The organism is Pseudomonas sp. CM25 (assembly GCF_013179705.1).
GTDB lineage: Bacteria > Pseudomonadota > Gammaproteobacteria > Pseudomonadales > Pseudomonadaceae > Aquipseudomonas.
The window spans coordinates 1-13,400 of sequence record NZ_JABMCW010000147.1; the positions used below are offsets into that span (position 1 = coordinate 1).

13 protein-coding genes are annotated in these 13,400 nt (G+C 55.1%); all 13 read right to left on the reverse strand.

Annotation, left to right across the window (positions count from 1 at the left end; all coding sequences use genetic code 11):
- The coding region (locus tag HP546_RS16270) for an NAD-dependent epimerase/dehydratase family protein (RefSeq protein WP_172227366.1) at window positions 1–240 on the reverse strand (240 nt) is incomplete at its 3' end.
- A complete protein-coding gene (locus HP546_RS16275; protein WP_172227385.1) occupies window positions 237–1,490 on the reverse strand; it encodes a glycosyltransferase family 4 protein in 1,254 nt (417 codons plus the stop codon). The genes HP546_RS16270 and HP546_RS16275, both read right to left, overlap by 4 nt.
- A gap of 13 nt (window positions 1,491–1,503) precedes the next feature.
- Window positions 1,504–2,634, reverse strand: a complete 1,131-nt coding sequence (gene wecB, locus HP546_RS16280) for a non-hydrolyzing UDP-N-acetylglucosamine 2-epimerase (RefSeq protein ID WP_172227368.1) — start codon at window positions 2,632–2,634, stop codon at window positions 1,504–1,506.
- Window positions 2,635–2,661: 27 nt separating this feature from the next.
- The gene (locus HP546_RS16285) at window positions 2,662–3,774 is read right to left on the reverse strand and encodes an NAD-dependent epimerase/dehydratase family protein (protein ID WP_172227370.1); all 1,113 of its coding nucleotides are present in this window, start codon (window positions 3,772–3,774) and stop codon (window positions 2,662–2,664) included.
- 3 nt (window positions 3,775–3,777) lie between these two features.
- Entirely contained in the window at window positions 3,778–4,812 is a 1,035-nt protein-coding gene (locus HP546_RS16290; protein ID WP_172227386.1) for a polysaccharide biosynthesis protein, read from the reverse strand.
- A gap of 31 nt (window positions 4,813–4,843) precedes the next feature.
- Window positions 4,844–5,626 carry an AglZ/HisF2 family acetamidino modification protein gene (locus HP546_RS16295; protein ID WP_172227372.1) on the reverse strand — a complete coding sequence of 261 codons (783 nt, stop codon included), beginning with the start codon at window positions 5,624–5,626 and terminating at the stop codon, window positions 4,844–4,846.
- Between the two features lie 14 nt (window positions 5,627–5,640).
- The gene (hisH, locus tag HP546_RS16300; RefSeq protein WP_172227374.1) at window positions 5,641–6,255 is read right to left on the reverse strand and encodes an imidazole glycerol phosphate synthase subunit HisH; all 615 of its coding nucleotides are present in this window, start codon (window positions 6,253–6,255) and stop codon (window positions 5,641–5,643) included.
- Window positions 6,252–7,400, reverse strand: coding sequence for an N-acetyl sugar amidotransferase (locus HP546_RS16305; protein WP_172227376.1), 1,149 nt, complete (start codon window positions 7,398–7,400; stop codon window positions 6,252–6,254). Before HP546_RS16305 ends, hisH begins: the two co-directional genes overlap by 4 nt.
- On the reverse strand, window positions 7,400–8,686 hold the full coding sequence (locus HP546_RS16310) for a glycosyltransferase (protein WP_172227378.1): 1,287 nt from the start codon (window positions 8,684–8,686) through the stop codon (window positions 7,400–7,402). The genes HP546_RS16305 and HP546_RS16310 overlap by 1 nt, the downstream gene beginning before the upstream one ends.
- Window positions 8,683–9,960 carry a hypothetical protein gene (locus tag HP546_RS16315; protein ID WP_172227379.1) on the reverse strand — a complete coding sequence of 426 codons (1,278 nt, stop codon included), beginning with the start codon at window positions 9,958–9,960 and terminating at the stop codon, window positions 8,683–8,685. Before HP546_RS16315 ends, HP546_RS16310 begins: the two co-directional genes overlap by 4 nt.
- Window positions 9,961–9,997: 37 nt before the next feature.
- Entirely contained in the window at window positions 9,998–11,065 is a 1,068-nt protein-coding gene (gene wecB / locus HP546_RS16320) for a non-hydrolyzing UDP-N-acetylglucosamine 2-epimerase (RefSeq protein ID WP_172227381.1), read from the reverse strand.
- 17 nt (window positions 11,066–11,082) lie between these two features.
- Entirely contained in the window at window positions 11,083–12,336 is a 1,254-nt protein-coding gene (locus HP546_RS16325) for an oligosaccharide flippase family protein (protein ID WP_172227383.1), read from the reverse strand.
- On the reverse strand, window positions 12,336–13,400 hold a 1,065-nt coding region (locus HP546_RS16330), incomplete at its 5' end, for a DegT/DnrJ/EryC1/StrS aminotransferase family protein (protein WP_218584536.1). The genes HP546_RS16330 and HP546_RS16325, both read right to left, overlap by 1 nt.

Genomic DNA, 13,400 nt, shown 5'->3' on the forward strand with positions numbered 1-13,400 from the left:
GTCGTTCATCACATGAACACGCGCCGCGCTATGGACTACGACATCACACTCGGCCAGCGCTCCATCCCAGTCGTTATCCTGCTCGAACGACTGGAACAGTACGCTGCGCACCATTGGCGACTGCACCACATCCGCCTGCCTCACAGCAGCAACCACGGGAGTTCCGTCGGCGACCAGCCTGTGCATGATCGCGCTCCCGACGAAGCCGCTGGCTCCAGTAAGAAATACCTTGTGCTTCATCGTCCTGACCTTCTCAAGGTGGCGTTGCCAAAAAGGCGCTCCAGACGCGCCAGCAGCGCAGGCCGGGCAAATTCCTGCTCGTAGTATTGTCGCCCCGCTGCCCCCATCTGCTGGCGCTGCGCGCAAGGCAGCTGGGCGAGCTTACGGGTGATGTTGGCCAACTCGGCGCCATTCCCCGATTCGCAGGCAAAACCAGCCCCGGACGCTTCAATGACTCGGGCAGCCTCACCGTTGATCATACCGAGTACCGGCCGGCCGGATGCCAGGTAAGCCTGAACCTTGCCAGGAATGGTCTTCTCGAACACGTCATTGGTGCGCAACGACACCAGCAAGGCATCAGCCTGCGCAAACAATGGCGGCATTGCTTCCAGTGGGTGACGCCCGAGCAGCAGCACATTGTCCAACCCCCGACTGCGCACCTGCTCCTCAAGCCAGCTACTCATCCGGCCATCACCGACGATCACCCAGCGCACCGCTACTTGGCCACGCAGGGCCTGTGCGGCGTCAAGAATGGCCGGAAAATCCTGCGCCTCCCCCAGGTTACCGGCAAACACCACGGTGAACGTCGCAGCATCGGCCTCAACCAGCTTTGACGGTTCCAGTGTCTGAGCCGAAAAATCATCTTCGGCCCAGCTTGGGAAATACACCAGGCGGTCCGACTCGATGGCTTTGGTGCAATAACGGCGCACGTTGTCGAAAAAGCCGTTGGACTGCAGCAAAAGGTAATCAGTACGGTTGTAGATCCACGACACTGCGAGACCCACCAGCCCCAGGACCTTAGGGTTGTGAATGATATTCACCGCGCGCAGTGTTTCCGGCCACAAATCAAGCACCCAGATAAACAATGGCGCGCGCTTCAGTCGGCGCAGCACCACTGCAGGTATCGCGGCAAGAATCGGCGAAACTGCATAAACAAATATCGCGTCAAACTGCTTGCCTCTGAGCTTCCACGAACCCAAAAGAGCCGCCGACAGCACGAAAGAAAGGTAGTTGAGCACCAACTGGATACTGCGCCTGCCGCGAGGTACCAACGGCACCCTGACGACCTCGGCGCCTTCGTAGTTGCAAAACTGCTCGGGCTGATCCTTGAATCGCTTATAGACCTTGCCTTCGGGATAATTGGGCCAGGCCGTGAGCACCGTGACTTCGTGGCCTTTTTCGGTGAAGTCACGAACCATGTCGTTGATCCGCATGTTTTCCGGCCAGAAATACTGACTGACCACCAACACTTTCAGCTTCTTGCCCGCTATTTCTTCCACAGGCTCAGTACCGTTTCCAAACCGTACGGTTCACGTAATCGGTGTAGCTGTGGACGATACGCACCACCTTGTCGGATACATTGGGCATGCTGTAGTCGGCAACCAGGCGCAAGTTGCGTTGCTCGCCGCGCAACTGGCTTTCAAGAATGCTCAGCCCCTGCAGCACGCGCTCGGCCTCCAGCCCGACCATCATCGCCGCCGCCTCTTCCATGCCTTCAGGGCGCTCGTGGGCCTCACGGATATTCAAGGCCGGGAAGTTGAGGATCGAGGCTTCCTCGTTGATGGTGCCGCTATCGGACAGCACCGCCTTGGAGGAGAGCTGCAGCTTGTTGTAATCCTTGAAGCCCAAGGGCTTGAGCAAACGGACATTGGCGTGGAATGTAACCCCCATTGCGTCGACACGCTTCTGCGTACGGGGGTGGGTCGACACAATGACCGGCAAATCGAATTGTTCGGCAATGGTATTGAGTGTGCCAACCAACGAAAGGAAGTTTTTGTCAGAGTCGATATTTTCCTCACGGTGGGCGCTCACCACAAAGAACTTGCCGGCTTCAAGGCCAAGCCGCTCAAGCACATCGGACGCTTCGATGCCGTCGCGGTAGTGGTTGAGTACTTCGAACATCGGGCTGCCCGTCTTGATCACCCGGTCGGCTGGCAGGCCTTCGCGCAACAGGTAGTCACGGGCGATGGTGCTGTAGGTCAGGTTGATGTCGGCAGTGTGGTCGACGATACGGCGGTTGATCTCCTCGGGCACGCGCATGTCAAAGCAGCGGTTGCCTGCTTCCATGTGGAAGGTGGGGATCTTGCGGCGCTTGGCAGAAATCACGGCCATGCAACTATTGGTATCACCCAGCACCAACAACGCCTCGGGGTTCACTTCGGCCAGTACCCGGTCAACTGCAATAATCACATTGCCGATGGTTTCGGCCCCGGAAGCGCCTGCGGCGTTCAGGAAATGATCCGGCTTGCGGATACCCAGGTCCTGGAAAAAGATCTCGTTCAGTTCGTAGTCATAATTCTGCCCGGTGTGTACCAGGATGTGTTCGCAGTGCTCATCAAGCGCGCTCAGGACCCTGGACAAGCGAATGATTTCCGGGCGTGTTCCAACAACGGTGACGATTTTGAGCTTTTTCATACTGTCCTCATTCCTGAGCCAGCCGTTTTATGGGCAGACCGGCAGCGCATAAGTGTCCGGGTGTTCACGATCGAAGATTTCATTGGCCCAGAGCATCACGATCATCTCGTCTTCACCGATATTGGTGATGTCATGGGTCCAGCCTGGCACCGTTTCGACGATGGTCGGTGACTCGCCACAGGTCTCCAGTTCATAGAACTCGCCTGTCACCACCTGACGGAAACGGAAGTTGGCCTTGCCTTTGATGACCAGGAATTTTTCGGTTTTCGAATGATGGTAATGACCACCACGGGTGATGCCCGGGTGCGCCGTAAAATAGGAAAACTGCCCGGCTTCGGGCGTTTTCAGCATCTCCACGAAAACACCGCGCGGGTCGCCATACTTGGGCACCTCGTAGGTGAACGCGGCCGGAGGCAAATAGCTCAGGTAAGTCGAGTACAGAGCCCTGACCAGACCCACGCCGACGTTTTCGGTCACCAACGTATCCCGGCTGGCACGGAAGCGGCGTATTTGCGCGGCCAGCTCACCTACGCTGGTACTGTAGATCGGCTCTACCTCTACCAGGCCACTGTCAGGTGCTTCCCCATCCATGATGGCGAGAAACTTGCTGACCACGTCGTCAACATAGACCAGGTTCAATGCCGCAGATTCGTCATGAATGTGAATGGGCAGGTCGTGGGCAATGTTGTTGCAAAACGTTGCAACGGCCGAGTTATAGTTCGGCCTTGCCCATTTACCAAACACATTGGGCAGGCGGAATATATAGACCGGGCTGGCGTTCTGCTGGTGCAGCGCCGTCAATGCCTGCTCAGCCGCGAGCTTGCTGAGCCCATACGGATTGTCCCGCTCTGCCTGGGTGGAGGACGAGTACAACACAGGTATCTTGCGCCCAGACGCTCTTATCGCATCGCACAGCTGCTGGGTCAGCTCGCTGTTACCACTGTCGAACTCCGCAGGGTCCTGGGGGCGATTCACGCCGGCCAGATGGAAGATGCAATCCACTTCGGCGACCTTGAGCTTCAGGGCAGCCAGGTCATCGCCGCGAACAAACAGGTTCACTTCGATGTCCTTGCGCTCTTCGAGATGAACCAGCAGGTTGCGCGCAATAAAGCCGTTGCCCCCGGTAACCAGAACCTTCATCGCTCACTCCTCCGGTGTAGCGTGTTCGCCACGCTGGATAGCCTGGATGAACTCGAGCTTCAGCAGCAGTGCCTGCATGCCTGTAACGTCGAGGCGCTCGGTGTTGTGAGAGTTGTAATCTTCGGTACGGGAAATTTTTTCCTCACCTTGCTCGACGTACTTGCTGTAGTTCAGGTCGCGCAGGTCCGGTGGCACCCGGAAGTAGTCGCCCATGTCATCGGCACACGCCATCTCCTCCCGGCTAAGCAGCGCCTCGTAGAGCTTTTCACCGTGCCGTGTACCGATTACCTGGACCGGGTGCTCGGGCGTGCCAAGCAGCGCGGTCAACGCCTTGGCCAGGGTTTCCACAGTCGCGGCAGGTGCTTTTTGCACGAACAGGTCACCGTTGTTGCCGTGCTGGAACGCATATAGCACCAGGTCCACGGCGTCTGCCAGGGTCATCATGAAACGGGTCATGTTCGGGTCGGTGATTGACAATGGTTTGCCTGCCCGAATCTGTTCGATGAACAGCGGAATCACCGACCCGCGCGATGCCATGACATTGCCGTAGCGTGTGCCGCAAATGACCGTGTTGGTCTGGTCGAGGTTGCGCGACTTGGCCACCATGACTTTTTCCATCATAGCCTTGGAAATACCCATCGCATTGATTGGGTATACCGCTTTGTCAGTGCTGAGGCAGACCACGCGTTGCACCTGGTTCTGAATCGCCGCTTCCAGAACGTTCTCAGTGCCGATGACATTGGTCTTCACGGCCTCCATCGGGTGGAATTCGCAAGAGGGGACTTGCTTCAACGCGGCCGCGTGGAAGATGTAGTCGACCCCTCGCGTAGCATTCAACACGCCCTGATAGTCCCGGACATCGCCGATGTAGAACTTCAGCTTGGCGCTGCCGTAGCGCTTGCGCATGTCGTCCTGCTTCTTCTCATCGCGGCTGAAAATGCGGATTTCGGCAATGTCGCTTTCGAGAAAACGCTTGAGTACAGCGTTGCCAAAAGATCCGGTGCCGCCAGTGATGAGGAGTGTCTTACCTTTGAACATATGATCTGACCCTTGCGACGCGCGGTGGAGGTTAGCGGGCTCGGAGAGCGGAATAAATGATGTCATCTTTCTGCTGGGCAGTCGGGTAGCTGATCAGCACAGCGCGATAGGGCCCCTTGAAAACGAAGAAACTGCCAGCTGCCACGCCGACCACACCGCACGCCTTGACCACGTTGGCCATATCTTCGAGCGAGCCTCCCCCACCCAGAATGGTGATAGGGATATGCACCGCAGCGCGCAGCTTGCTGGCCAACTCCAAGTCGTAGCCCTTCATCTTTCCGTCATTCTCGATGGAGTTGAGCACGATCTCACCTACACCAAGCTTCTCCAGTTCTTGTGCAACTTCAACCACGTTGCGCTTGGTATTACGCGTGCCGTTGTGCGTCCAGACTTCCTGATGCTTGCTCAACAAGCGCGACTTGTGGTCCAGCACGACCACGACGCTCTGGCTGCCGATTTCCTCGGCAATCTGGGTCACCAGTCCTGGATTCTCCAGCGCGGCTGAACTGATGGCCACCTTCTCGACGCCCAGCTGGATGATCTTCTTGGCTTGCTCTGCGGTGCGAATGCCCCCGCCGTAGCACAGTGGCATGCGGCACTCGGCTGCCAGCTTGGCGATCTGGGTATAGTTGGGCTCTACACCATGAGCAGTGGCATCGATATCGATCACGATCAGTTCATCGGCTTCCTTTTCGTTGAAGATCTTCACCGCATTGATGGGATCTCCGACGTACTTCGGGTCCTTGAACTTGACCGTCTTCACCAGCCCCCCGTCTTGGATGAGCAGGCATGGGATAATCCGTGGTCTTAACATTTGTCAGTTCCCGCTCACAGTTCGGCGAAGTTTTTCAGCAGGCCGACACCGAAGTGGTGGCTCTTCTCAGGGTGGAATTGAACGCCGTAGACGTTCCCGGCCTGAACGGCGCAGCTGAACTCCAGCCCGTAGGAGGACATTCCGGCGCGGTGCTGGTGCTGCTCGCAATCAAAGAAGAACGAGTGCAGGAAATAGAAGCGCGCCTCTTCTTCGAAACCCTTGAACAAGGGGTTGTCGTCGAGCGCAGTTACGTCGTTCCAACCCATGTGAGGCAACGGCAGGTCGGTGAGGTTTGGCACCGACTTGAACGACCGCACGCACCCCGGCACCCAGCCCAGGCCGGGCAGGCGCCCTTCCTCGCTGCTGTTGGCGAGAATCTGCATGCCCACGCAAATGCCAAGTACAGGAACCTTGTGCTGCTGCACCAGCTCCTCAAGGGCAGGACGCATGCCCGACGCGTCAAGCCGTTCGATCGCGTGGTCGAAGGCGCCGACGCCGGGCAGGATCAGCTTGGTTGCGCCGTCCAGTTGCGCTGCGGTTTGCGCGACCGCAACCGGAATATGCAAGCGTCGATAGACGTTGACGAAAGCCTGGATGTTGCCCAAGCCGTAATCAATGATGGTAATCATCTGAACAGCCTTCTTTCCAATCCGATGGCGCTGAGCACTCTAGCCCCAATGCCGATCAAGAAACGTTTGTTTTTGTAGTCACGGAAGGTCTTGTTCTGACCTTCGAAAATGCCCTGAAGCTCAGGCACAGTCAAGTCCAGCTTGTGCGCGACGTACTCGAACTCGGATTTCAGGAAGTTTTCGTCCATCTCAGGCTTGGCAATGCGCTCAAGGGCTGCCTCGCGGGTCAGCTGGCCTGTCATGATCAGGCTGGAAAAATGCGCGCGGCGCTTTTCGTAGCCGAACTTGCGTGGCATCCAGTAATCTTCATAAAACCGCGTGAAGCGCGACTCATGATGTTTATGCTTGAATCGCTTCCAGCCGAACAGACGCTCCAACGTGGCCTCGGCATCGGCTTTGACGTAAGGCACCAGATTGAGTGGTTTTACGATCTGCATACCGAGGATGCGCTGGTAATAAATCTTGTAGGTCATGATATCAACCAACGGGAAGCTCTTCAGTGCCCGCTTGCCGAATTGACCGTGAATATCGCCGAACAGTGTCTTGTCGATACCGGGGTAGCCGCCCCACTCTTCCGGCTCGCGGCAGCACTCCGTGGAGTAGTTCGCCCCGGTCAGGACATATTTGATCTTGTGCTGGCGTGCGAACTTGTACAGCGAGGAGAAGAAGGCGGCATCCTGCGGCAGATCCTGGTCGGAAATCTGCGAACGCAGGAACGCGACTTGCAGGTCCTTCATCTCTTCCCAGTTGATTACGTCGGTATAGAGGTCCAGACCGAGGCCATCAACCAGGCGTTCAATGTTGCCCACCGCCTGGTCAGTGTTCCAGCCTGCGTCCACGTGGAACAGCAATGGTCTCAGGCCCATTACAGTCTTTGCGATGTAGGCGGCATAGGAGCTGTCCAGGCCGCCGCTCAAGCCGATGATGCAGTCGAAATCCTTGCCTTTGCCGTGTTCTTTAATCTTTTCTGCAAGCGCCATCAATTCGGACTGGCCGCGCGCGCCGGTATCCCAATTGGGCTTGATCTCGCGCGCAAAGTTCGCGCAATACTCGCAGACACCTTGCTCATCGAACGAAATGTTCGGATCCGAGGTGTCCATGATGCATGAATTGCAAATTCTGTAACCTGCATTATTGGCGTTCATTATTGCTCTCTTGCCAAGACTTGGCGGATGACATCTGTATACTGGTGTGCCTGTGCACGGCGCGACAGGCCTTGAGCGAAATCAGATACAACGTTCGCCTTGCGCTGATAGAAATCTGCAGCACTAAAGGCTTCGAAGAAGATATCCGATGTCACGCCAATCACGTTGTTTTCGTCTGCACGGCGGAGGAACGAACCAGCCAGCGTGTCCACCGAAATATCACCCAGGACCGGTCGCCCAGCGCCAATATACTCGAAGAGTTTGGTCGTCAGGATGCCTTGCGCACTGAGTGTCTGAGTGGATGAAGTTTCGGCAAATATCAGATAGTCCGACTCGACAATCAGCCGAAGCGAATCCTGGTAGGGCACCGCAGCATGGAAGGAGAACGCCGAGTCAATAGAGGGGTACTGCTTGACCAAGGCATCCTTTATCAAGTCCGCACCACCATAATACTCAATCTGGAAGCGCTCGAATAGCTGGGGTTGACTCGCCTTCAACCGAACCAAAGCACGCATTACATTATGAGGAACGCGCCCGGGGGAGACGATACCCATGTAACGCAGCACGACTTTCTCGGGCAAAGGCGGATTGGCCCGCAACCTTGCTGCATCCAGGACTTCATGATCGTAGCCGTTCATGATGGTAGCAACGTTGGGTGACATGGTCCGGTAGTACGAACTCATCGGTTCCGAAATGGTTACCAGATGACTGGCGTTCCCCACCAACCATCTGTCGATCTTTAGCTCCAGCCATTTGGCGAAGCGACCACCCGGCATCTCATGACACTCGCTGAAGTGATCTCTGTAGTCAAGTATGCACGGCACGTTGAAGCGTTTTTTGCATATGACTGCCGCCAGCAGCAGAGGCCAGGGTGGAGAAGAACCTATCACCACATCCGCTCTGTTCAGTACCGCTTTGACTTGAGCGTTCATCATCGGGCTGAGGAACGAGATCGCAAATGGCAAGCGTGGATCAGGGACCTGGCCCAGCACGTTGAGGACAACGTCCTTGATCCGGCGCTTGAGCGAGGGCTTTTCGGTATACATGGGCTCGAACGCTCCAGAGTTCTCCTGCGAGGCGCTCACGCGCCCTAACTGATCGAGCTCGAGCACCCGGACGCCTTCAGGATAAACCTCGGTAAAGCCACCGTCAGAGGCAGTTTTTCGGGTGGTGATCACAGTCACATCATGACCATCGGCTGCCAGGTATTTGGAGATGGCCTCAACCCGCTTTGCACCAGAACTGTTCACCGGCGGGAAATAATGCACTATAAAAACGATATTCATTTCACCTGCATCCTTAACGCACCCGACAGAACGTGATTATCGGAAATTTTTTTTTCATTGCTGCCCCCTAAACCAATCCTGATTAACAAAGCATGGAGCAGCATATAGGCAAATCCATTGCTGATCAGCATACCTATCAGCGAAGCTGAATACAGGGTAAAAGCGAAAATCGGCCACAGTGACTTGAATGCAATGTCCTGAGACAACCGAAACCACCTGAACACCTGCCCAACCAGCAAACTAAAGATTATGACACCCAGCCACCCAAAGTTCACATACGCATCTGTAATGTAAACCGCATTCGCATTGGCAATCTCATTCCAGCTTCCGAATTGGTGCTGAAAAACGTAGCGTTCGATATTCACACGCTCGGCACCGGTCAGCAGGGAAATCAGCGTACTCGTCGAACCCAGCAAATAATCGTTTTTCAAGACCTCGGCCTGCACCAGCAGGGTATCGGTCGCCGTAAAAAGAGGCACTGCAAGCGCACGCCAGAGGAAGTAATCCCCGGCGCCAGAAGGGAGATACTTCGATGAAAAATACTCAGCAAGCGGAGCACCTGACGCATTTAGCTCCCCCGCCTCCCCTCCGCCCAGCGAAAGAAAAACTGCAGCGACCAGTATCGTGATCGCCAGCCCCAGACAGACCACCAGAGCTTTGAAAGACAGCCTGCCAGCCAAGGCAAAACACACCATGACGGGTAGGAAAACATTCAAAAAGAGCGATTTCTGAAGGAAGCTGATACAAAATGCGAACGCGACTATCAAGAACAGATACCGCAGGGGTGATTTTTTAAGAAACATCAGCACCAGGCTATACGGAATCAGCACCGTTGTAAAAATAGTGCTGAGGTACAGCAAAATGGTTTCAAACCCGCTCCGCCCCTTGAAAAAATCTCCTCTCTGCTGGCTTAGTTCATCAGCGCTTGCACCTTGAAGCGCACTGATCAACGGTATCGAGGGTGCGGTGTAGTAGGTATAGAAAGCAAAGATAAAAAAGAAGCTCCACACACAAAAATTGAACAGCCGACTGGGGACGATTACCCTGACAGCACCGACGCCGAACTGGCCATCTAGGACAGGCAATTTGTATCCCGCGACAAGCGCAATCAACGCCACCAGCGTCAGCACCGATAATTTCAGGAAATAGTCGCTCGCGCCGGCAAAAAAATAAAGCAAGGCAGGCATGAGGCCGTAGGTAACGCCTACCACAACCACAAATAGGTAAAACCCAAATCGTGGGGAAAACAGCTTGGCGCCGAGACTACTTTGCACTTTATCCACCCCTGCCTATAGTTGAATGGCTTGATGCTCAAGCCAAGCCTTTCAACACTTTGATGATGTTGCCGGCCGCATCGCCGTTGCCGTAAAGATTCTGTTCAAAAGCACTGGCAGTGGTCGCGCGCACGGCGTTAGCAATTTTGTCCGTCGACGCCCCTACCAAGGTATTCACGCCCCTTTGCACAAGTTCAACCCATTCGGTTTCGTCGCGCAGCGTAACGCAGTGCTTGCCATGAAAATACGCTTCTTTCTGCACGCCACCCGAGTCCGTCGCAATCAACTTGCAATTGGACTCGAGCCAGTTCATTTCAAGATAGCCAACAGGCTCAACGATGATGATGTTGTCCGCGACCTCAACACCCAGCGACTTGATTTTATTCCTGGTTCTCGGATGCAAGGGCAGAATGATGGTTTGTTGGGAACCCTCAAGCCCTTGGAGAATAGACCGCAACCTAGCTTCGGAATCGGTGTTCTCGGCCCGGTGAATGGTGCAGAGCACATATTCACCGGCATTGATATTCAACGCATCGAACCATGCGGGCTTTACCGCCTTGGATTTATAGAATTCCGTAGCGTCACACATGACATCGCCAACGATTTCAATTTTTTCCTCGGCAACCCCTTCCTTGAGCAGGTTGGCTTTCGCCACGTCCGTCGGAGCAAACAGGACGGTCGACACGTGATCAGTCAGTAAACGGTTGATTTCCTCAGGCATGGCGCGGTTATAGGAACGCAGGCCGGCTTCTACGTGTGCGATTGGGATATGCAGCTTGACCGCAGCAATTGCACCCGCCAGCGTACTGTCCGTGTCGCCATAGACAAGCACCCAATCTGGCTTCTCCTTGAGCATCAACGCTTCCAGCTGCTCAATCATCCGTCCAGTATTCTGCCCGTGGGTACCACCGCCCAGTCCCAGACTGTACGTAGGCTTGGGAATACTCAATTCATCAAAGAACACATCCGACATGTTGCTGTCATAGTGCTGCCCCGTGTGTACCAGGACCTCTTTCACCGGAAAGTCAGCGCTAGCCAGGGCCCTGGACAGTACCGCTGCCTTGATGAACTGTGGCCTGGCACCAACAACAGTAAAAACTTTCATGCAAATACCCTCAAGATTCAAGCCAGCCGACGCTTTAGTATCCGCAGCGTCACAACGACATTAATAACGTACATCACAAACATCAGCACACTAAAACTCAGCAGAGCTTCGACAAAACTGAAGCCTGAGAGCGCAACCATCAAGAATCCAAGATTGGGCACGCACAACCTGAAAAAGTCCCATAGCAACTGCACATCTTGCCGTTCGATGACGTTCAGCGTCTGACTCAATGGTGACACCACAAACTGGCCAAAGAATAACGGGACAAGCACCACCATGAGGACGGCAGCTTCAGACCAGGTAGAACCAAATATGAACTCCACAGAATAGAACAGGCATACCCCCGCGCCCGATACGATTGGCAATCCTAGCAGAGCCAAGTTTCGCAGCGCTTTTCTGTAAAAGACGATGACCTGATCTGGAGAGGTTTCGACAACCCGAGGGATTTCCGCAAGGTAGACATTCGCAATAGCCGTACCGAGAAAGGCCATGGGCACCCCCATGGCACGCTGGGCGAGGGCGAACAAACCCGCTTCATGCATGCCAAATGCATAGATGATAACGAAAGGCGAGACATTCAGTGCCGCCGCATTCAACAGCGCAGCTGGCGCCGCCATCACCGGAAACCGTTTATATTTTTTCGCCAGTGCCACTAGCCGCAGTCTACTCGGGCTGCTGCGCCCGCGGAACGCCTTGATGACGATTCTCGCTCCTGCGGCGCCCTGGCTAATCACATACCCGAGGATGAGTGCGCCGCTGCCAAGCGCAGCGAGTCCCGCTGATACTTGCAGCACAGATTGAACGACACTCCGCTGAATGTTGGCTGCAGTCAGCCCGGAAAAGTCCTTGTTGCGGATTGCCAGGTAACTGGCAATTTGAAATGCCCCGGCAAACAACAGTCCCGGCGGAATAAACCAGCAATAACCCGGCAGCTCAACGAACGGTGTTAGCCAAGCAACGACGATCAGAAGAGTCGCCGCCAAGCCAAGTCCCCCCAAGACACAAAATGAGAGCACGGCCACTTCAAACGCCTGCTTCGCCGATTTGGCCTGGGGAATGGCCAGCTCATATTTCAGGGAGGCAAGCGCTATGAGAATCGTGAGCACCGACGTGAACGCGACAAGAACCCCGAAGCTTTCCGGGCTAAACAGCCTGGTCAGCAACGGGGTAACGGCAACGATCAGTCCCTGCGAGACCAGAGCGCCTCCCGCCACCAATAATACCGAGCGAACAAACCCCGTATTCAACCTGGAATAGAACCGGGCGCTCATCACTTTAGTGCTGCAGCCACAAGTTCAACATCATCATCGGTCAGGTAAGGGTGCATCGGCAGGCTCAACACCTGCTCTGCAACCTCATCACCCACGACAAGACTGACCTCGCTGTCCATTACTGCGGGCTGCTTGTTCAGAGGGATAGGATAGTGAACAACGCTCGGGACCCCGGCGCGCCGCAGTTTCTCCTGGACCTCCGCCCGATCATTCACGCGGATCGTGTACTGCGCGTAAACACTGGTAGCGTGCGCTTCCACATGAGGAATGCTCAGGATGTCAGCACCCTGCAACCGAGAAGCATAGCGTTGTGCGACATTTTGGCGAAGCGCTACTTCATCCGCAAAAATATCGAGTTTCTGCAAGAGTATTGCAGCCTGCAGGGTATCCAGTCGGCTGTTCATACCGATACGAATATGGTGGTAACGCCTGTCCTGACCATGTCGGGCAATTTGCCGTAACACAATAGCCAGGTCATCATCACTGGTAAACATGGCGCCACCGTCGCCGTAGCAACCCAATGGTTTACTCGGAAAAAAACTGGTACACGCAACTTTGCTCAAGTTACCCGAGCGTTTGCCCTTGTAGCTTGCACCGAAACTTTGGGCAGCGTCTTCAATTACCGGTATACCGTACTTATCCGCGATTGCGTTGATAGCATCGAAGTCAGCACATTGGCCGTACAAGGACACAGGGATGATTGCCTTGGTCTTTTTAGTGATACTGCTTTCTAGCAAGCGCGGGTCAAGATTATATGTTTTTTTATCAATATCCACATAGACAGCTTTAGCTCCGAGCACCGCAGCAGCTTCAGCGGTAGCAATGTAGCTAAAGCCTGGAGTAATGACTTCATCACCCGCCTTGACACCCACGGCCATCAGGGCAATCTGCAGGGCATCAGTGCCATTCGCGCAGGTGATGCAATGCTTGGCGCCTACAAACGACGCCAGCTTTGCCTCGAGCTCGGCCACTTCGGGGCCTAGTATATATTGGCCATGGCTCATGACGCGCTGGATGGCAGCATCCAGCGAGTCTTTGATACGCGCCTGTTGTTTTTTCAGGTC

What these genes read in the sequence shown, in the direction of transcription:
- HP546_RS16285 (WP_172227370.1), bottom strand. Translation starts at nt 3,774, where the DNA reads ATGAAGGTTCTGGTTACCGGGGGCAACGGCTTTATTGCGCGCAACCTG.
- HP546_RS16325 (WP_172227383.1), bottom strand. Translation starts at nt 12,336, where the DNA reads ATGAGCGCCCGGTTCTATTCCAGGTTGAATACGGGGTTTGTTCGCTCG.
- hisH (WP_172227374.1), bottom strand. Translation starts at nt 6,255, where the DNA reads ATGATTACCATCATTGATTACGGCTTGGGCAACATCCAGGCTTTCGTC.
- wecB (WP_172227381.1), bottom strand. Translation starts at nt 11,065, where the DNA reads ATGAAAGTTTTTACTGTTGTTGGTGCCAGGCCACAGTTCATCAAGGCA.
- HP546_RS16295 (WP_172227372.1), bottom strand. Translation starts at nt 5,626, where the DNA reads ATGTTAAGACCACGGATTATCCCATGCCTGCTCATCCAAGACGGGGGG.
- HP546_RS16305 (WP_172227376.1), bottom strand. Translation starts at nt 7,400, where the DNA reads ATGAACGCCAATAATGCAGGTTACAGAATTTGCAATTCATGCATCATG.
- HP546_RS16290 (WP_172227386.1), bottom strand. Translation starts at nt 4,812, where the DNA reads ATGTTCAAAGGTAAGACACTCCTCATCACTGGCGGCACCGGATCTTTT.
- HP546_RS16310 (WP_172227378.1), bottom strand. Translation starts at nt 8,686, where the DNA reads ATGAATATCGTTTTTATAGTGCATTATTTCCCGCCGGTGAACAGTTCT.
- wecB (WP_172227368.1), bottom strand. Translation starts at nt 2,634, where the DNA reads ATGAAAAAGCTCAAAATCGTCACCGTTGTTGGAACACGCCCGGAAATC.